The organism is Aequorivita viscosa (assembly GCF_900106795.1).
Lineage (GTDB): Bacteria > Bacteroidota > Bacteroidia > Flavobacteriales > Flavobacteriaceae > Aequorivita > Aequorivita viscosa.
This window is the reverse complement of sequence record NZ_FNNS01000023.1, coordinates 17,897-36,486: the sequence shown is the minus strand read 5'-3', so window position 1 is coordinate 36,486 and position 18,590 is coordinate 17,897. Positions and strand designations below refer to the sequence as shown.

The 18,590-nt window shown below is 36.8% G+C and carries 19 protein-coding genes; 1 reads left to right on the top strand and 18 read right to left on the bottom strand.

Annotated features, from left to right (window positions below; genetic code table 11):
- Positions 1-18 precede the first annotated feature (18 nt).
- On the bottom strand, positions 19-579 hold the full coding sequence (locus tag BLW28_RS12625) for a transposase (RefSeq protein ID WP_073220822.1): 561 nt from the start codon (positions 577-579) through the stop codon (positions 19-21).
- A gap of 77 nt (positions 580-656) precedes the next feature.
- The gene (locus BLW28_RS12620) at positions 657-1,964 is read right to left on the bottom strand and encodes an NAD(P)/FAD-dependent oxidoreductase (RefSeq protein WP_073220819.1); all 1,308 of its coding nucleotides are present in this window, start codon (positions 1,962-1,964) and stop codon (positions 657-659) included.
- 146 nt (positions 1,965-2,110) lie between these two features.
- On the opposite strand from BLW28_RS12620, the gene BLW28_RS12615 reads away from it, so the two are divergent.
- Positions 2,111-3,715 carry a DUF4139 domain-containing protein gene (locus BLW28_RS12615; RefSeq protein ID WP_073220816.1) on the top strand — a complete coding sequence of 535 codons (1,605 nt, stop codon included), beginning with the start codon at positions 2,111-2,113 and terminating at the stop codon, positions 3,713-3,715.
- An 81-nt stretch (positions 3,716-3,796) separates the two neighbouring features.
- On the opposite strand, the gene BLW28_RS12610 is transcribed toward BLW28_RS12615, so the two are convergent.
- The 16 genes from BLW28_RS12610 to BLW28_RS12535 form a co-directional block, all read right to left on the bottom strand.
- A complete protein-coding gene (locus BLW28_RS12610) occupies positions 3,797-4,555 on the bottom strand; it encodes a TIGR04283 family arsenosugar biosynthesis glycosyltransferase (RefSeq protein WP_073220813.1) in 759 nt (252 codons plus the stop codon).
- Positions 4,556-4,626: 71 nt separating this feature from the next.
- On the bottom strand, positions 4,627-5,415 hold the full coding sequence (locus BLW28_RS12605) for a DUF547 domain-containing protein (RefSeq protein WP_073220810.1): 789 nt from the start codon (positions 5,413-5,415) through the stop codon (positions 4,627-4,629).
- 14 nt (positions 5,416-5,429) lie between these two features.
- The gene (locus tag BLW28_RS12600) at positions 5,430-6,332 is read right to left on the bottom strand and encodes a sterol desaturase family protein (RefSeq protein WP_073220808.1); all 903 of its coding nucleotides are present in this window, start codon (positions 6,330-6,332) and stop codon (positions 5,430-5,432) included.
- A gap of 256 nt (positions 6,333-6,588) precedes the next feature.
- Complete coding sequence (locus BLW28_RS12595; protein ID WP_073220805.1) at positions 6,589-7,398, bottom strand: purine-nucleoside phosphorylase; 810 nt, start codon at positions 7,396-7,398, stop codon at positions 6,589-6,591.
- Between the two features lie 18 nt (positions 7,399-7,416).
- On the bottom strand, positions 7,417-8,103 hold the full coding sequence (locus BLW28_RS12590) for a TIGR04282 family arsenosugar biosynthesis glycosyltransferase (protein ID WP_083540812.1): 687 nt from the start codon (positions 8,101-8,103) through the stop codon (positions 7,417-7,419).
- Between the two features lie 132 nt (positions 8,104-8,235).
- Positions 8,236-8,736, bottom strand: a complete 501-nt coding sequence (locus BLW28_RS12585; RefSeq protein ID WP_073220802.1) for a rhodanese-like domain-containing protein — start codon at positions 8,734-8,736, stop codon at positions 8,236-8,238.
- Between the two features lie 61 nt (positions 8,737-8,797).
- Entirely contained in the window at positions 8,798-9,874 is a 1,077-nt protein-coding gene (arsS, locus tag BLW28_RS12580; RefSeq protein ID WP_073220799.1) for an arsenosugar biosynthesis radical SAM (seleno)protein ArsS, read from the bottom strand.
- A 92-nt stretch (positions 9,875-9,966) separates the two neighbouring features.
- A complete protein-coding gene (locus BLW28_RS12575; RefSeq protein WP_073220796.1) occupies positions 9,967-10,305 on the bottom strand; it encodes an arsenosugar biosynthesis-associated peroxidase-like protein in 339 nt (112 codons plus the stop codon).
- Positions 10,306-10,402: 97 nt separating this feature from the next.
- On the bottom strand, positions 10,403-11,155 hold the full coding sequence (locus BLW28_RS12570; protein WP_073220794.1) for a DUF481 domain-containing protein: 753 nt from the start codon (positions 11,153-11,155) through the stop codon (positions 10,403-10,405).
- Positions 11,156-11,387: 232 nt separating this feature from the next.
- Positions 11,388-11,735: a DUF488 domain-containing protein gene (locus BLW28_RS12565; protein WP_073220791.1), complete on the bottom strand. Its 348-nt coding sequence runs from the start codon at positions 11,733-11,735 to the stop codon at positions 11,388-11,390.
- Between the two features lie 34 nt (positions 11,736-11,769).
- Complete coding sequence (locus BLW28_RS12560) at positions 11,770-12,675, bottom strand: tryptophan 2,3-dioxygenase family protein (RefSeq protein ID WP_073220788.1); 906 nt, start codon at positions 12,673-12,675, stop codon at positions 11,770-11,772.
- Between the two features lie 129 nt (positions 12,676-12,804).
- Positions 12,805-14,919, bottom strand: coding sequence for a peptidylprolyl isomerase (locus BLW28_RS12555; protein WP_073220785.1), 2,115 nt, complete (start codon positions 14,917-14,919; stop codon positions 12,805-12,807).
- 197 nt (positions 14,920-15,116) lie between these two features.
- Complete coding sequence (locus BLW28_RS12550; RefSeq protein ID WP_177165893.1) at positions 15,117-16,370, bottom strand: hemolysin family protein; 1,254 nt, start codon at positions 16,368-16,370, stop codon at positions 15,117-15,119.
- 71 nt (positions 16,371-16,441) lie between these two features.
- Positions 16,442-16,639, bottom strand: coding sequence for a hypothetical protein (locus BLW28_RS12545; RefSeq protein ID WP_177165892.1), 198 nt, complete (start codon positions 16,637-16,639; stop codon positions 16,442-16,444).
- The gene (gene lptC, locus BLW28_RS12540; RefSeq protein WP_234946499.1) at positions 16,629-17,189 is read right to left on the bottom strand and encodes an LPS export ABC transporter periplasmic protein LptC; all 561 of its coding nucleotides are present in this window, start codon (positions 17,187-17,189) and stop codon (positions 16,629-16,631) included. Before lptC ends, BLW28_RS12545 begins: the two co-directional genes overlap by 11 nt.
- A gap of 20 nt (positions 17,190-17,209) precedes the next feature.
- Positions 17,210-18,574, bottom strand: a complete 1,365-nt coding sequence (locus tag BLW28_RS12535) for a tetratricopeptide repeat protein (RefSeq protein WP_073220774.1) — start codon at positions 18,572-18,574, stop codon at positions 17,210-17,212.
- Between the last annotated feature and the right edge of the window lie 16 nt (positions 18,575-18,590).

Here is an 18,590-nt window from a genome sequence, read left to right as displayed (position 1 = left end):
GAGGTCTTATTACCGTCCTTACTCCAAGGTCAAGTCTTCATTTATATCAAAGTTTTTAGATTGATGAACATATCTAAAATTCTCCCTTCCATCAAATTGATCCAATACAAACTCCCTGTCTAATAAAGTTTTTTGATGGGACAGATGCGAATGATACGAAGAGTATTTATAAGTTGAAAAATCTTCTACAAATCCGTGGTGTGTGGGGTTGGTGTGAATATACAATATCAAGTTTCTCAATTGCTTTTCGTCCGTAACAATCTTTCTTGAAAATCGATCTTGAAATAAGCTACCACTTCTTTGATATTGCTTGTTTATGGCCTTGGCATAAGCATTAAAAAAATTGGAGAATTTTCTGGAAATCATATCGTCTGATTCGACTGGTTTTGTCCAGATAAGCAGATGGAAATGATTCTTCAATAAGCAATACGCCAATATATCTGCGATGGGATGGACGTGTTTTTTCATCAGGTCTAGGAAATAGAAATAATTCTTTTCTTCCAAAAATATATCCTCTCGGTTATTTCCCCGATTATAAATATGATAATATTGTTCAGAAGTTATAGGCTCGTATTTCATAATCTATAGTTTTTTATCACACAATAAAAATATCACTGTTCGCCAGACCTCACAGGTCTTTGAGACCTGTGAGGTCATTACGATCTAACCGTTTGCTTTAATAATAAATACTCTTTCAAAACCTCTCCCTCATACCTCCTAAAAAACTCAGGATCAAAATTAGCTTCTTTCAGGTTTTCAACTACATAGTCCACACTTCGCTTTTCACTCAACCACATATCAAAAACTTCGTGTTTCATCCTTATCCCGAAAGTGTTTATTCCTAGGAATTCTCCAGTTTCTTTATGGTATGAAAAGGTAATAGCTCTTAAATCACTATCGCATTTCCAATGAAACTGCGCTTCGTTTTCCTTTCTTCTTTCATTTGAAAATACCCATCCGTAGGTTTGGTATTCAATGTCGAAAAACTTGGCGCTGTTAAACCAATGGCCGGGATTGTATTCAAACGGATTGCCACAGATGGTCTGTGCTAAAGCTTCGCCCATCATTCTACTCGTGTACCAAACGGCTTCTATAGGTGGTCGCAGATCAATTGGTACTCGTTGTTGCGCGCAATCACCTATGGCATATACATCTGGAATATTTGTTTCCAATTTCCGATTTACCAAAGTCCCTCTCTCCGTTTCAATTTTTGAATCTTTTAAAAACGAAATGTTGGGTTTTACACCTGTGGCAATACCAACCACGCGACAGGGAATTTCTTCTCCCGAAGTAGTTAGAACAGCACGAACATTTCCGTTTTCATCGCCAAGAATTTTGTCTAGTTGCGTGTTGTGTTTTAAGTTAACTTCGTGCGATTCTATATGTCGGGAAATCATTTCTGCATTTGCAAGAGGAAGTACATTTTCCCAAAAAGCAGGTTCCCGAATGAGCATTGTAACTTTAATGTCTCGAGTTCTAAGCATTTCAGCAATTTCAATCCCGATCAAACCACCACCGATAATTACTGCTTCAGGACAAACCTTATTATTCGGTGCGTTTTTCTCCAGCATTTCTAAATCCTGCTTGGTAACCATTCCTTGTACTCCGTTAAGGGCTAAGCCTTCCCATCCAAAGGTGTTCGTGGTGGAGCCAGTTGCAAGAATAAGTTTGTCGTAAATAAGTTTATCGCCTTCTTTAAAATGAAGCGTTTTATTGTCGGTATCTACAAATTCTACATATCCTTTTTTTAATTCCAATCGGTTCTTTTTCCAAAACCAATCTTCATAGGGTTTAATGTCTTGCCAGCGCATATGTCCCATATATACGTACATAAGTGCGGTGCGCGAGAAAAAATAATCGGTTTCGGCGGAAATAATAGTTATTTTTTTGTCGGAAAGTTTTCGAATGTGTCGAGCAGCAGTTATTCCTGCAATACCATTTCCGATTATGACTATATGTTCCATAAGTTTGAAATATGTGAAGAATTTTACTAAGTTTTAAAAGTACGCATTTTCTAGTGGTGTACTTTAATTGTTATGTTAACTTAGGCTCTTTTATACTCGGCACAAAATTTGACTTACGTATTCAATAATTTGAAATCATCTATTTTATGAAAACCTTTTCGCAGTCTATTTCTCCAATTTTAATCATTCTTTTTTTAGTTTCTGGTTTACAATTCACCTCCGCACAAACAGTTTTAGAAACCAACGCTTCCTTATTGGATGCCACTATTTATAGTCGGGGTGCCAGCTTGCATCACACTGCCAAACAACTATCCATTCCAAGTGGAAATTCTGAATTGGTCATCAACCAAATCGCGCAAAATGTAAATCCACAGAGTATTCGTGTAACGAGTGAAAGCAATCAGATAACAATTCTATCTGTTTCATTTGAACGGGATTATTTGGTGAAGGGCGAGAACATGAGCTCGCAATATGTGGAACTAAAGAAGAAATATGAAGATGCAAAAGAAATTCTTGATGCTATGACTAATGCTAGAAAAGGGGAGGAGAGTACGTTGGCGTTATTGGAGGAAAACCGCAAATTCGGAGGACAAAATGGTGTTTCGCCAACCAGTTTGGCAGCAATGATAAAATATTACCGAGCGGAATATAAAATTTTGGCGGCCAATATTGTAGAACTTAAATCCACTGAACAAGAGCAACAAAAAACTGTCGATAAACTAAAAAAACAAATGCAAGAAGCTGGCGGAAGTGGTCAAAACGCAGGACAATTAGTCGTTCGATTAAACGCAAATGAGGCAGTAAAAACGAATTTTGATATCAATTACTTTACAGATAATGTGTACTGGACTCCTTTTTATGAGATTAGAGTTGATAATCTGAACGAACCAGTGCAACTCGTTTATAAAGCCAATGTTTCCCAAAATACAGGAATCGATTGGAAGCAGATAAAAATGGCATTTTCAAGTGGAAATCCGAGACGAAATAACAATGCACCACAGTTAAACCCTTGGTGGGTTGGTTTTCAGCGAGAACAAGAGGTTACTGTGGAAATGATGTTGCAAGGCAAAGCTGCGGGTGTTCAAATCGAAAATGCGGTAGTCACTGCTCCAAGTAACGATATGGCAGTAGTTGAAGAAAATCAATTGACAACCTCTTTTGTTGTAAATACACCTTATGATGTTTATTCAAATCAAAAACCCCAAGCGGTGCAGTTGAAACAATATCAACTCCCAGCAAAATATTCTTACTTCACGGCTCCTAGGTTAGACGATGCCGCTTTCTTGGTTGCAAAGGTTTCCGATTGGGCAAAATACAATCTGCTGCCAGGAAATGCCAATTTGATTATCGACAATAATTTTGCTGGAAGTTCTTACATAAATCCTAATTCCACAGAAGATACGTTGACACTGAGTTTGGGAAGAGACGAACGCATTGTAACCAAACGCGAACGAATCAATGAAGAGGGGAGTACTTCCTTTTTTGGAACTTCTCAAAAGCGAGTTTACACCTATGAGATTTCCATTAGAAACTCTCGAAAAGAGTCGGTGGATATAGATGTGAAAGAACAATTCCCATTATCGACAGAAAAGGATATCGAGATCAAACTTCTGGAAACCTCCAATGCGAAAGTAGATAATGATAAAGGTGAACTGAGTTGGAACCTTAACATAAAATCAGGGGAAACCAAGAAGTTGAAGGTTTCGTATTCAGTAAAACTTCCAAAGGATAAGGTTATTTCCGGGATGTAAAATTCCCAGACCCCACAGGTCTTCGAGACCTGTGAGGTCTTTTTCTTATAAAGTTTTAATACTTTCAAACATAAGAGGTTTTTAAAACTTTTGGGGTTTTTTGTGAAGTCTGTTGAGGTTTTTATTACTAATATGTCTTGAGTAATACTCATATAATTCCCAGGCATCTGCTCCCAACCGCCTCTTTAAATGAATTCGCCAAAAATGATATTGGAGTCTCCAAACCCCGTGTTCCCTATAACGTCGTGCGGAAGTAGTTAGGGAATGTGGAATTACAACGAATTTATTTCGTTTATATAGTTCGCTTATCAAAATATTGTCTTCGTAAATAATATAGCTCTCATCAAAACCACCAACTTCTTCAAAAAGAGATTTGGTGATAAACTGGCTTTGGTCGCCACCACGAGAGATTTTCCAGTTGAATTGCGTTAGCCAGCCAGCCAGCCGTAGCCACCAATGCGTACTGTCAAATCGCATTCGGAAACAACCTGCCAGATTTCCACTTTCGACTTCTTTTAAAATGTATTTGTCAAAATTATTCGGCGGTAATGAATCTGCGTGGAGGAAATACAGAACTTCAAACTTGGCATTTTTAGCTCCCAAGTTCATCTGCCTTGCGCGACCTTTTGGGGAATGAAGAAGACAAATTGAAAAAGACTTTTTTGGACCTTTTCGGTTCGATAGTATGGCCTCAATTTTCTCAATAGTCCCATCAGTACTACCGCCATCAACCAAAATCACTTCAGTTTTAATTTCCCCTGAAAGATTTTCTATTACCGCACCAATTGTTTCCTCAATAGTTTCAGATTCGTTTAAAATGGGAATAATGATGGATAACATGTGGTAAAATTAATCAGTTGGTTGATTAAAACCCCAAAGGTCTCAAAGACCTTTAGGGTTTGTAGCGGTAACTATTCCCCGTTCAAATTCCAGTCATATTTCATATACGAAATCTTCGCCTCTGCACTTATCTTGACGTTGGAATATTGATTTATAAACCCAATAACATCCGTTTTTTCATTCACTTTAAAATCCTTTTTATACCAATCAAAAAGTGAAGAGATTTTTGGATTAGAAGCAGAAATATCGTTTTTATTGCCGTTGATAAACTCTTTGGTTGCGCGCTCCAGTTGTTCGTTTATTTTACTTGCTGTAAAAGCTTCATTCAAAAGTTTTGGACAGGAAATAGAAGCGCAATTTAAGGCAAAATGAATTCTCGGTTCGTTCATCTTGCGAAGAATATCGTGTTCAATAGTATCTAAAGAAATCGTATTGTCGCCAACAGCTATCCTGTTTTTCCCCCAGGGCCGACTTATATCTTTAATGCTTTTTATGGGGTAGTTTTCAACTATCAATTTAACAGTACCAGCATTGTAAAGGTTTATGTAGTAGGCTAACAATTCTTGAACACTCCAAGTTTTGTTAGGTTCGTTTTTGGAAAGTAGATTTAAATAGGAATCCAATAGAGCAACGTCTTTTTTAAAGCCCGCATAATTTACAAACCCTTCTTCGTTCACGTGTTTTTTAAGCAGTTTGTCCCATTGGGAATGGTCCAAATTTACGGTCGAATTTGAGGTAGTAGATATAAGTTCGGTTGTTACTTCTTTTATTGGCTGAATGTGTCCCGCTGAAAAAAGACTACAACTGTATAAAATTAAAGTGGCTAAAAACAAAGTGCCAATATTAAAGATTTTTATCATTTTGAAATGTATTTTCAATCTTTATCCAGTTTTGAGGGTTTAGATTTAATTGGGTAAATAATCTGGTTTGCAAAATTTTTAGGAAATTCGTCATCTCCGTCAAAGCCTAATTCAATATCCCTGCCGTCGTAGGGTACATAATCTGTTCTAAAAATGTAATCCCAGATGCTAAGGCTTATTCCGTAATTTATTCCGTGTTTTGCTTCTTTAGGCAAATCTTTAACGTGATGCCAAATGTGCATTTTTGGATTGTTGAAAATGTACTTCAGTATTCCATAATCCCACCCAAGGTTGGCGTGGTTTAAATGTCCGATGGTTAGCGAACTAAAATGGACAATCGCCACCGCTTCCACGTTAAATCCGCCAATAATCGCCAAAGGAATGTAAAGTATAGATTTGTATACTACGGGTTCCATCCAATGATAGCGAAGATGTGCGGCAAATCCCATTTCGGTGACTGAATGATGCACCTTATGGAAATTCCAAAGAAAAGGCACGCGATGCAATAACCTATGCGTATTCCATTGTACAAAATCGGTAACTAAAAAGAAAATCAATAATCCGAAACCAAACGGAAAGGCATTTAAATCTACAATTTGAAAGTCGGAGAGCTTCATTCCTACAAGACCAAGAATATCGTTAAATATTTCTGCTGTTGCATTAGAAAGAAATATCAATACGATTAAATTCAGCAAAAAGAAATTGAAAAACATATAAAAAGTGTCCAACCAAAAATCTTTTCTAAACACTTTTTGATCTTTTCTCCACGGGAAGAGCAGTTCCAAACCCCAAACCAATAGAGATACTAGAATCAATCCGTAGAAGTAATTTTCCCAATGAAAATGGGTTATTTCATTCCACAGATAATTAAAATATCCATAATAGGAATCTTTGAATATGGTGAAGTATTTTTCCATTTAATTTTTACTCAGACCTAACAGGTCTTCCTCCTACGCTGAGAAGCTTCGGAAGACAAGGGGAGACCTGTCAGATTTTGTTATTTTACATTTTTATTAAGCGAAAGCTTGTTATTAAGTTTACCATTGAAATTAAGAATTAAAAAGTATGCTTAATCAATTTGACCCAATTATCAACCTATTAAGAAGCAAGTCTTATGTCTTACGTCTTTTAGCGCAGCGGTCTTACATCTTAGGCGGACACGACTAATTTTCATTAAAATCCCTTTAACAATTCCATGTACAACGTAATTAAATTGGGTTCGGCCTTGGCTGCCATTTCCAAAATCTCCTCAATGTTCACAGGTTTTAGGTTGTCAGGGTCGCACTCATCAGTTAATGCCGAAATGGCCACAACTGGCAATCCAAGATGGTTGGCAACGATTATTTCGGGCACTGTGCTCATTCCAACGGCATCCGCGCCGATAATTTTTAAATAACGGTATTCGGCACGTGTTTCTAATTGTGGCCCAACAACGCTTGCATACACCCCTTTATTGAGTTTAATTTTCTTTTCATCGGCTATTTGCTGCAATCGCTGATTCATAGTAGCGTTATAAGGTGCACTCATATCTACAAACCGCTCCCCCAGATGTTCCACGCCTTTAAAAGCAAGAGGAGAACTTCCTTGAAGGTTAATATGATCGTCAATAAGCATCAATTCCCCTTTTTTAAAATTTGGGTTAATTGCTCCTGCCGCATTACTAACCAAAAGTTTTTTAATACCAAGCGATCGCATTACACGAACTGGAAAAGTAACATCTTGTAGCGAATATCCTTCGTAAAGGTGAAAACGTCCTTGCATTACCACGACTTTCTTTCCTTCCAAAGTGCCGTAAATTAACTTGCCTCGGTGAAATTCAACTGTTGCAGTTGGGAAATTTGGAATGTGGTTATAACTCACTTCCTTTTCAATTTTCATATATTCTAACATTCTGCCAAGACCACTTCCTAGAATAATTCCTATTTCAGGATTTTCAAAACCTCGCTGTTTTAAGTAGCTAGCAGCTTCTTCTGTGTATTTCATAAACCTTAAATTTTATATCTAATTCTTTTTTATAATAGCTGGTAAAAATTGTTCGAAGGCTTTGTTTCCTTCAATATCTTCATAATAATCAATGTCATTTCGTTCCTCTAAAAGTACGAACTTTTCGCCTTCTAAATCCTTCAAAGTCTGTTCCAGAACGGTGGCTGTGCCCCAATCTTTCTTTTGAAAAACTTTCTCTATTGGACTCTTCATTCCAAGTAAATAATATCCGCCATCTTGGGCAGGGCCGATAACAAAATTATTGGTTTGTAATACAGTAAAAGCACCGTTTAAGTCTTCTGAGTTTAGTTCGAACATGTCAGACCCAATTACAATTGCCATTTCGTAACCCATATTAAAAATCTCTATAAAGGCATTGTGCATTTTTTCGCCTAGATCCTCCCCAGACTGTACTCTTTTTCTGAAAATATCAGCATCCCAAATGTCGTTTTTGTGAATTTCATCTGAATAAAAAACATACTTATCCACGTGCAAGTTCTTGGTGATTTTAACAGTATGCTTCAATAGGAATTTATAGATATTCAAGGCACTTTCATCGCCCACTGTTTTTGCTAAACGAGTTTTTACCTTTCCCAATTCAGGGTTTCTAGTGAAGATAATCAACGCTTTTTTAGAAGTCGGGAAATGAAAATCAAATGCCATTTCCTTATCGCTGTTGGTATCTTTTGAAGTTAATAAAGCCATTTTGTTTCTTGATGTAACACCTGCAAGGAGCTTCGCAGAAAAAGCGCGGAACACCTTGCAGGAGCGTGTTTATTTAAAATCAGTTTTCAAATATCGGTTTTTAAAAACCTGTTGACCATCATCCTAAGTCTTTCAATAAACAGGATTCCCGGAGCGTAACCATTTACTCCATTTTTTGGAATAGGTGTGCACGTTTTCGGTTGGCAGCCCTATAGAGTCAACCACACGAAGCCCTTTGTTCTTCCATTCAAAAATGCCGCCGTATAGATTTTTAACATTAGTGAATCCCGCTTTTTTAAGCTTTTCCCCTATCTGCTCAGATCGGATTCCTATGGAACAAGAAACAATTATTTGAGAATCTTTATTTAGTTTTTGTAGATGTTTGTCATTAACAGTGAAATTATCAAAACCAATATATATTGCCGATGGAATATGACTTACGTCAAACTCAATTTTTTCGCGTGCATCCAGAATTACTAGGTTGCTTGTCTTTTGAAACATCACAAGTTCTTCAACTGAAATATAAGGAATGCTATGTGAATTATAACGGTCTAAAACTTTTTCTAAAGACTCTTGTCCTGAAGCAGTTCCGAGGAAGAAGATATAAATTAGTAAAAAAAGGAAATGTCTCATAAGGTGTTTTAAACCCCAAAGGTCTTTAAGACCTATGGGGTTATCTAGGTTTATGTAAGTGCTAATTTGTCACTGCCCCTTGGCAACTGCTTCCTGCCCCTGCCGTACATCCATAGCAGTGTTGAGAAATTATAATATTTCTGTTTTGTAATAAACTTTCGTTGTATTCTGAAATGTGTTGCGTTTTGCTTGCGACTTTCAGCTCTAGCATTTGGTTAAAATCGCAGTCGTATAAAAAGCCATCCCAACTTACCGAAAGTGTATTGCGGCACATTACATTTTTAACTGCTGCTTGATTGTATGCTTCTACTAATTGATACATATAATCTTCATAGTTGTCTGAAGCGATAAGATAGTCTAAAAACCGTGAAATAGGAAGGTTGGTAATTGCGAAAAGCTCGTGAAAATGAATTCCGAAATCTTCTAATAGGGCTTTTTTAAAATCCTGCTCCATGCTTTTTTGATCTCCAGGTAAAAATGCGCCACTCGGATTGTAAACCAAATCTAATTTAAGATTGCTTTCTGGCATGCCATAACCCACGGCATTTAATTCTTGTAGTGCTTTTATAGATTGATCAAAAACTCCAGAACCTCTTTGTTTATCTGTTTTTCCACGTGTCCAATGGGGCATGCTGCTTACTACATGAACGTTGTGTTGTTTGAAAAATTCGGGGAGATCGTAATTTTTTTTGTTGGCGCGGATGATGGTTAAATTGCTTCGGACAATAAAATCTTTTATGCCAGCTTTGCTCGCTTCCTCTACAAACCATCTAAAATTAGGGTTCATTTCGGGTGCTCCACCTGTCAAATCAAGCGTGTGGGCCGAGGTGTTTTTGATTACTTCCAAGCATTGCTCCATTGTCTCTATGGTCATAATCTCTTTTCGGTCAGGTCCTGCGTCCACGTGGCAATGCGCGCAAACTTGATTGCACATATACCCCAAGTTAATTTGCAGAATTTCTAAAGAATTAGGTCGAAGCGGAAAATCATCGCTTTCCTTTATTTTTTGCGCAAATGTAGGGAGCTCTCCATTTGCAAAGATGCCATTGGATAAGTATTCTAGCTGAGCTTTTCCTTTGGCGAGATTGCTTTCTCTTTTATGAAGTGATTGTAATGTTGGTTTTTTTTCTTTTAACATAAAATCTTTCTGATTTTTTTGAAAATGTGAATACGCGATGCATCGTTTATTTAGTATGATCTAGAAATGTAGATACACAAAGCATTGTGTATCTACATTTCTAATTTGTTGATTTTATTCATCATTTGAACTCCGTGGACCAAACTCGCACCGCTTTTTATTGCCGCACCAACGTGAACCGCTTCCATCATTTCTTCTTTGGTAATACCGCGTTGTAGTCCGTCTTTAGAATAGGCATCAATACAATACGGGCACATTTCGGTATGTGCGACAGCAAGCGCAATTAACGATTTTTCACGGGCTGTTAAGGCGCCTTCCTGAAAAACACTGTTGTAGTATTCGAAGAATTTTTCACCGAGCTCTTTGCTCCATTCTGTAATATTTCCAAATTTTCTTAAATCAGCTGGGTCATAGTAGTTTTTAGATGCCATAGTAGAATTGTAATATTTTAAAAGCGTTATTTTTTAGATAAGTAAATATAGGTAGGTAGTCTACAGATTTAGGATAACTTACGAATGTTTTAACGAATTAATCAAAAATATAGGCAATTCCGCTTGAAAAGTTGTATTGGGAATTGGGGATACCAACCGCTGGAAACCGATCATAAATAAATGTATATGTGGTTTTGAAGGAAAAATCATCAAACATTTTTATCAATAATGACGACTGACTTGAAACTCTGTAATCACTTATTAAATCTATGCGTGGTTGGTAATAGGTGGTGCTTATAATAGTAATGTTTTCTCGAGGATATAGTGAGAATGAGAAATATGCACTGCCACGAAAATCTCTTTGGAGTGGTGTAACCCCGTCGTCGAGCTCTTCTTGTTCATACATTACCAACGTTCCGAGGTAAATATTATAAGCTTCCGAATTGCTGAGCTTAAATCTAGGACCTGTGCCTATTAATCCTCTAAAGTTAATTTTTGAGACTTTATTGTACTGCGCTTGTCCAAAAATTTCCCAACGAACTTTTGGAAAAATTTTGTAATTATAGCGTAGATGGGTTATTCCACTGTTTGAAAATTTGTTGCCTTCTATTCTCTGAAATTCAATATCGTTTTTCAGTAATACCAAATGATTGTTCATTTTATATTGTAAATGAACATTGCTTCGAAAACCAAAATAGTCGTTTACATCTTTTTTAATAGAAAAATCTAAACTTGCAGAGCCGGTAAAACCAGAGGTGTCTGTTACTTTTCGTAAAGATTCGGCGTTGAGGACTTGAGAGGTAGCTTGAAAAGAAGTTAAAAGAATAAGAAATAATGCAAAATGCTTCATCAGGATGCAAATTTATGGTCTTAATAATTTGTATTTATGATTTGCAAATTTAATGTATTCTGGAGAAGAAAGATAGGGGATAGGGACGCTTCCGAAATGTGACCATTCTATTTGAACGGTTTGTACAGACAATTATACCGAGTGCGCTGTTGTTAAGCTTATCGTAAGTATAAAGAACGATTGGAGACTTTGTGACAACGTTCCTCACCTAAGATTGTAAGGGGCAAAAAGTTTAGCTTTTTTCCAAAAACTCCTTTAATACAACGGCTTGGTTATGTGCTTCGTCCTTAGCGCTATAAACCAAAGTGAGTTTGTGTTTTTTGGCTTCTTTAAGCAAGGTTTCGGTTAAGTCTTTATGACTTTCGAGTTCTTTTTTATACTTTTTAGAAAATTCAGGAAAACGATCTTCCTCGTGGTTAAACCATTTTCGAAGTTCGGTGGAAGGGGCGATTTCTTTCATCCAATCATCTAATTGAGCTTCTTCTTTGCTCAAACCTCTTGGCCAAATCCTGTCAACTAGAATTCTGATGCCATCATCATTTTCGGCATCTTCATAAACACGTTTAATCTCTATTTCCATAGTATTAAATGGAAAGTCAGGTTTTTTTTAAGACCTAACTTCCCCAGTTTTGAATTTCCTCAGCTGTCCATAGATTTGGAAAAAATTTACGTTGTTGGTATTTAGGGTGTAAATACTTTTTCCACTCCGAGCCTCCTGTAGCGGCTTTGTTTTCGCCTTTACTGTCTAAAAAGTGTTGGGCAGTATCTAAGTGAACGATAGGCCAAGCAACGTTGTAGAAATGGTCAAATTGCTTCAACTTCTCTTTCAATTCTTCCGAGGGATTTTCCATTTGCTCCACACGTTCTTCTAGCGTTTTTCCTTTAACCTCTATAGCAAGTCGCTTAAAATCGGCTTCATATTTTTCGATAAACAGACGAAGTGTTAACGACATTTTACCCGTTTTTCTGTTTAATCCAGCATCTTTCCAATAAATATTGTCAAAATAGTCATCCAATCCTGGGTCTTCTGGGAGTCGTTCTCTTCCTTGCGAATTAATCAGGTTTTTTAGGCGGGTAGTGTAGAGCTCTAAGATTCTAAATTGGGCGCTTTGGAAGCCACTAGCAGGGGTTAATGCAGCTCGGAATATATTGTAGTCCTCATAGCTCATCCCGTCTTTCATGATGTCGAACGAAGTAATAAGCATACGGGTATATCTTTTCAATCTGTCTAATTTTGTAATCCAAACATCTTCAGGGAGGTTTTCGCCTTCCGAAAGTTGTTGTATTTCGTGAATCATCATTTTTAAGGTGAGTTCGGTAACCTGATGATACATCACAAATATTTTCTCATCCTTAAATTCAGTTTGCGTTTTTTGAAGGGAGAGTAAAGTGTCCACTTGAATATAATCCCAATACGTAATGGGTTTGGTTTGTAAAAGCCCTGCAAAATAGGTATCTGGGTTTTCGCCTAGGTCTTTGTACTTCTCGTTTATAGATTTTATTAGGTCGTCTTGATTCATAATTTCGGGTATTAATGTCTAAAATTAGTTTATAATTCTCTATTCAACCATAATTTGAATAAAAAATTTAAAGCAAAAAACCCTGATCCAAAAGGAACAGGGTTTTCGTAAAATTGTTAATATATCGGCTTAGTAGAAGTTAGCTCGGTGATCTTCAATCTCAGCCTTCTTTTTAAGTGCTTCAAGTACTTTACCTTGTGCTGCTGGAGCTGCTTTGGTATTAAGTTGGTTCGCTTGGTTTACGTACGACTCCATTTTAGGTGCAGGATTAAAGGCTGTTACCTTTACCATATAAACACCTTCATTACCATCTATAAGTGGCGTAGTTTCTCCAGCTTTAGTTCCAAAAGCCATTCCTACAACCTTTGGTTCAGATGCAGAACCAAGTCTAGGGTTTGCCATGTTAATTCCTTTTGCAGGTTTTACAGATACATTCTGATTTTTTGCAACTTCTTCAATGGTAGTTCCCGAAATAGATTCACGAATTTTCTTAGCTTTTTTCTCTTTTAAAAGAATAGGCTTAACCGTAGCAGAGGCTTCTGAAACTGGCATAAGACCTTTTGGGTTTTTGCGGGTTAACTGTGCAACAACGTAACCATTGTTAACGTTAAAGCGCTTGGTATCTCCAACCTTAGTGTCTTCGTTAAAAGCCCAAGTAACTATTGTACGGTTGTTTTCAATACCCGGAATAGTTGCATCCATAATACCAATTTTGTTTACTGGCTTTATTTCAAGGTTTTGCGCTGTAGCCGTTTCAGTAAAATCTGCTTTGCTTACTGCTACTTCAAATTTAGAAGCTTCTGAAAAGATGTTGTTCATAGTCTTTTCTGAGGCTTCGATGTTTTTAACAACTGTAGCTACTTTAATAGCTTTCTTTGGCTCGGATTGTTTGCCAACTTCTACAACGTGGAATCCGAAATCGGTTTCAACTAAACCAATGGTTCCCGTTGGGTTGTTAAAAATAAATGCATCAAATGGAGGAACCATTCTACCTGGAGTTGAATTTCCAAGGTCACCGCCGTTATCTTTCGAGCCGTCGTCTGAAAATTCTGTTGCAAGATCTGCGAATTTAGTCTTGTCTTTTTTCACAACAGTTAAAAGGCTGTCGGCTAATTTTTGTGCTTCTTCTTTGGTGCGCGTTACAGTTTCTGGAGCACGCATAGTACCGACATAACGAATTAAGATATGCTTTGATTCAGCCGAATCAGGCATTTTTTTCGTATCAATAACTTTAGTCAAGTTAAAGGTGTTGTCAACTTTGTAAGGACCGTAAACATCACCTTTATTTAGATTGATAAGTGTATCGGCCACTGAAGGGGTTAAATCTTTTTTAAATAACCATTGGTCAAAGAAAGGCGCGTCTGAATGTTGGTTTACGAAGTCTTCATAATCTTCAACATTTTTGAACCCAGAAATAGTATCGTTGGTTTTTGTTTGGTTGTTGAATTCAACTTTTTGGTTTAAAAGTACTGCGGTAGCTTCTTTCGCGTCTGCAATATCAGTTTCTGATGGCTCTTCAGAGAAAAGAACATATTGAATGTCTGCTTTAGCTTCAGTTTGATATTGGTTTTTATGAGCAGCTACATACTTTTCTATTTCGCTGTCGGTAATTGTGATGTCTGCATCTTCAATAGAAGAATAAGGAACTAAAGCATAGCTTAAGTCGATATTGTCATTTTGGAAATGATATTCTTGTTCTCCTTCGGCAATTGTGCTTCTTAAACCACCTTTAATTAGGTTGAAATAAGTATTCTGCATTACACCTTCGGCAGTTCCTTCTTCAAACTGAATCCATTGTTGGTACATTTGTGGAGAAGAAGTTTTGATACTAGCAATATATTCTTGGATTTTGCCATCGTCAACTTGACCCGCTTCGTTTAAAAAAGTTGGGTTGTTTGCAAGAGAAGATTTTAGTGCATTGTCTAGTTGTGCTTTTTCAACGGCGATGCCTGCTTTTTCCATTTGCTCTTGAAGAATTACTCTTCGTAATTCTTGCTCCCAAACCATATTCATTACTTGGGTGGTTGATGCATTTGGGCCATAGTTTCGTTGAACCATTTCTACTTCTTCCATGAAACTTTGGCGAGGAATATCGGTGCCGTTTATGGTGGCAATATTGTTCTGTCCTTTTGGGCCAGTATTCCCAGTTGTTAAAATATCACTCAAAATAAAGGCGAAAAGTGCCAATGCGATAATAAGGATAAGGAAAATTCCTCTTTGTCTAATGCTGTTTAAGATTGCCATTTGATGTTCGAATTTTTATTCTTTTTCCCATCTAAATCATATAAATGGAAAAGGTTTTGGTTGTGAATCACTCGTTTTCCTAGAACTGAAAAGAGGGCTCTAAGGAGTTTCCTTTCAATTATTCAGGGGGCGAAAATACCATTTTCCTGTCATTAATAAAAAGGTATAATGGAAAAAAACAATCAAGAGTTAAAAAACTAATTTTGGTTTGGAATATTTAGTTCAACCAATTCGATTTTTGTGCTAGAAACTTCAAGGATAACAAAGATGTAATCGTCTATTTTTACTGTCTCTCCTTTGTTTGGAATTTCTTCGGTATGGTTAACGATAAGCCCACCGAGCGTTTCATAATTTTCACTTTCTTCTAGGTCTAAATCGTATTCTTCGTTTAGATAATCGACCTCTAAACGGGCAGAAAACTTATAATGGCCTTCACCAAGCTCTTCTTCTACTAAGGCTATGCTGTCGTGTTCGTCTTCAATTTCGCCAAACAGCTCTTCAATAATATCTTCAACGGTAATAATGCCGCTTGTACCTCCGTATTCATCAATTACCACGGCAATACTTTTTCTTTTTTTACTTAAAATGTTCAAGACATCTTTTGCGAGCATGGTTTCGGGCACAAAAATAACAGGCATCAATATGTCTTTGATGCACGCAGGTTTTTTAAAAAGCTCAAACGAATGGATGTATCCCAAGATATCATCAATATTGTCGTTATAGACCAATAATTTTGAAAGTCCTGTTTCTGTAAATATTTTTACCAGTTCTTTGGTACTGGTTTCAATGTCGACAGCTACTACTTCAGTTCGGGGAATCATTGCCTCGCGACTTTTAATTTCTGAAAAGTCTAATGCATTTTGAAATATCTGTATTTCGGAATCTATTTCTTCTTTAGTTTCAACAATGTCCATTTGTTCAGAAATGTAATTCCCCAACTCCAATTTGCTGAAAGTTAATTGTACCGTATCGCCTTCCGATTTAAATACAACTTTAAGTAAAAGGTCTGAAATCCAAATTATGAATTCAGAAATAAACGAAAACAATACATAAAAGAAATATGCTGGAACGGCAAAGACTTTGAATAGGCTATTGGCATATATCTGAAAAAATACCTTTGGAAGAAATTCTGCCGTTAGTAGTATTATTAAAGTAGAAATAATAGTCTGAACTAATAACCCGCTAAATCCGACTAATGGCACGAATTTCATGAGTAAATCGCCCATAAAGAATCCGTAGATCACCAGCGCAATATTATTTCCCACGAGCATTGTGGCAATAAATTTTGAAGGGCGTCTGGTTATTTTTTTGAGAATGCCAGCTAAGAAACTATTTTGTTTCTTTTCAATCTCGATATGGATTTTGTTAGAGGAAACGTAAGCAATTTCCATCCCCGAGAAAAATGCGGAGAGGATAAGCATGCTTACTATTATTAATATACTGTAATCCAATTTTGAAGTTTCTAGTTATTAGGTCTGCGTTATGAATTGTTCTAGTTTTTATTTTAACGCTTTGCGTTGGACTATTTTTTATTTCGTTCTTCCATTTTCTTTCTAAAATTTCTTCTGAAGAAAAACATAAAGATAGAAACTCCTACAAAGGCAAGAAATAGATAGGCTCTAGTAGGGTTTTCGGACCAGTTGTTTATAGCTTCATAAGCAAAGAAAACTGCCATTACCAAATATAAGTATTCTACAACTTTATATATTTTATTTATCATTTTCTGTTATTTTTTGATCTATTAATTGCACTCCTTGGTTTCGTCGCGATAAAAAGAAGGTGAAGTCTTGATTGCTGTCAAACCCTACGGCGCCGCGGTTATAGGAGCCGTCTTTAAAAATAATTTGATACGGTTGGTCGGTGAATATCCAAGCGTTTTTTTGATCCCAGTATAGTTGATCGGCTTTTAAAATTACGCTATCCGAGGTTGTTACAACTACATTCTGTTGAAGGTCCACTAATCCAGTGCCGTCAAATTGGATTGCGTAATCGGCAGTAACTATGTTTTCTTTGTTTTTTTCGTCCCAAAAATGGACTTCTATTCCGTTGGGAAATTCCTTGTACGGAAACTCAAGATTGGAGTAGTCTAATAATTTTTCGGTTAAAAGATTGGTTACCAATCTGCCCGAATCTGTATATTTAAAATTAACATTCTTGCCTACTGCAATGGGCGCACCGTCTGAAAGATTTAACTTTTTTACATTTTGGTAATTGCTTTCACATGCAAAAAACGTGACGGCTAAAAACAGGGCCATCACGCTTTTATACATGTTTAATGTGTTATGCATTATTATAGATTAGGTACTCGAACGCTTCCGCCAACCCAACAGTTAAATTTAATGGTTTTGCCGGCCATTCCTTCGCTAAAGATATCACTTTTTTGTGGAGCACGTTGCCTGTAGCTATTTGCTGCTGCTTTTGCGCTTGATGATAATGTGCCATCAACCCGAGCTGCTTTATCCATCATATCTGCAGCCAACCAGTACATTGCTCTTTTTTCAAATACTGTGCTACCACAGTTGTCAGCACTGTCAGCATACATTGTTCCTATTTTGTAATAAGCCATCCCGGCAGAAGGTTTTACTTCTAGCATTCTGTTGTAGTACGTTCTAGCAGTTCCGTAGCTTCCTTTTTTACGGTAGTTTTCGGCAAGACTGTAATAGATTCTTGCTTTTTTAGAGTTGTCTTTTTCAAGATCTACCGCTTGTGTAAAATACTCTAACGCTTTAGATGCTTTTCCTTCAGCTTCGGCTTGCTTTCCTAATAGGTAAGCAGAAGTAGAACTAGGCTCTAATTCGTGAAGTCGTACAGCTAATTTAGATGAAAGTGGAGTTTCACATTCTTTAGAGTCAAGACGGTTACTTGCACTTTTTATCCAATCGATATCATCTTTTTTGTTTTCGTAATCTTTCTCGTAGAAAGGAATAAGGTTCTCACAATCTGCAAGCTGTCCTAGCTTTCCGTTAACACTGCTTTCTACAGTAGAATAAACTCCTAAGTTGTTTTCGTAAACGCGTTTTGCACGTTGCTCTTTACTGCTTAGGTCTGTTCCTGCTTCTTCTTTATCCATTAAAGGAGTCAGTTTTTCGGCAAGGTTGTTCTTTTCCTGATCAATTTTAGAAATAACAACATCGTATAGCGAGAAGATATCCTGAAGTTCCATTTTTCCTTCGTTAAAAAGATCAACAGCTAAAGAGAAATAGGTGTACAGGCTTTTACCACTTGTAAAGTTCTCTGGATCCTTTTTAAAAGCATCGTCAAAAGCTTTGTATTGGACATCTTTGGTGCCCATATTGTGGTCGTATTTTAATTGAGCAATAGTCATTAACACTTCACCTTCTGAAGTTTTTTCAGGGAAGTTTTCTAAACGAAGGTTCCAAACCTCAATTAAATCATTGATTTTAGAAGTGTCTTTCTTTTCGTCGATAAAATACTCGAACATTCTAACAGCATACTGGTAGGTAGCCAAACTAGCCTTAGGACATTCTTTTATTACCTTTTCATAATGAGGAAGTGCTGCTTCATAATTCTTCGATTTTGCAGGCTCAATAAAGTAAGATAGAGTAATTGCACAGTCGTCTGGCGCCTGAGCAAATGTACTTCCTGAAAAAGAAAGGAATAAAGTTGAAAGGAATACTAGGGTTCTAAATTTCATAATAGTAATGTTAGTG

Excerpts from the sequence above, each read along its gene's own strand:
- BLW28_RS12625 (WP_073220822.1), bottom strand. The coding sequence starts at position 579 with ATGAAATACGAGCCTATAACTTCTGAACAATATTATCATATTTATAAT.
- BLW28_RS12620 (WP_073220819.1), bottom strand. The coding sequence starts at position 1,964 with ATGGAACATATAGTCATAATCGGAAATGGTATTGCAGGAATAACTGCT.
- BLW28_RS12615 (WP_073220816.1), top strand. The coding sequence starts at position 2,111 with ATGAAAACCTTTTCGCAGTCTATTTCTCCAATTTTAATCATTCTTTTT.
- BLW28_RS12610 (WP_073220813.1), bottom strand. The coding sequence starts at position 4,555 with ATGTTATCCATCATTATTCCCATTTTAAACGAATCTGAAACTATTGAG.
- BLW28_RS12605 (WP_073220810.1), bottom strand. The coding sequence starts at position 5,415 with ATGATAAAAATCTTTAATATTGGCACTTTGTTTTTAGCCACTTTAATT.
- BLW28_RS12600 (WP_073220808.1), bottom strand. The coding sequence starts at position 6,332 with ATGGAAAAATACTTCACCATATTCAAAGATTCCTATTATGGATATTTT.
- BLW28_RS12595 (WP_073220805.1), bottom strand. The coding sequence starts at position 7,398 with ATGAAATACACAGAAGAAGCTGCTAGCTACTTAAAACAGCGAGGTTTT.
- BLW28_RS12590 (WP_083540812.1), bottom strand. The coding sequence starts at position 8,103 with ATGGCTTTATTAACTTCAAAAGATACCAACAGCGATAAGGAAATGGCA.
- BLW28_RS12585 (WP_073220802.1), bottom strand. The coding sequence starts at position 8,736 with ATGAGACATTTCCTTTTTTTACTAATTTATATCTTCTTCCTCGGAACT.
- arsS (WP_073220799.1), bottom strand. The coding sequence starts at position 9,874 with ATGTTAAAAGAAAAAAAACCAACATTACAATCACTTCATAAAAGAGAA.
- BLW28_RS12575 (WP_073220796.1), bottom strand. The coding sequence starts at position 10,305 with ATGGCATCTAAAAACTACTATGACCCAGCTGATTTAAGAAAATTTGGA.
- BLW28_RS12570 (WP_073220794.1), bottom strand. The coding sequence starts at position 11,155 with ATGAAGCATTTTGCATTATTTCTTATTCTTTTAACTTCTTTTCAAGCT.
- BLW28_RS12565 (WP_073220791.1), bottom strand. The coding sequence starts at position 11,735 with ATGGAAATAGAGATTAAACGTGTTTATGAAGATGCCGAAAATGATGAT.
- BLW28_RS12560 (WP_073220788.1), bottom strand. The coding sequence starts at position 12,675 with ATGAATCAAGACGACCTAATAAAATCTATAAACGAGAAGTACAAAGAC.
- BLW28_RS12555 (WP_073220785.1), bottom strand. The coding sequence starts at position 14,919 with ATGGCAATCTTAAACAGCATTAGACAAAGAGGAATTTTCCTTATCCTT.
- BLW28_RS12545 (WP_177165892.1), bottom strand. The coding sequence starts at position 16,639 with ATGATAAATAAAATATATAAAGTTGTAGAATACTTATATTTGGTAATG.
- lptC (WP_234946499.1), bottom strand. The coding sequence starts at position 17,189 with ATGTATAAAAGCGTGATGGCCCTGTTTTTAGCCGTCACGTTTTTTGCA.
- BLW28_RS12535 (WP_073220774.1), bottom strand. The coding sequence starts at position 18,574 with ATGAAATTTAGAACCCTAGTATTCCTTTCAACTTTATTCCTTTCTTTT.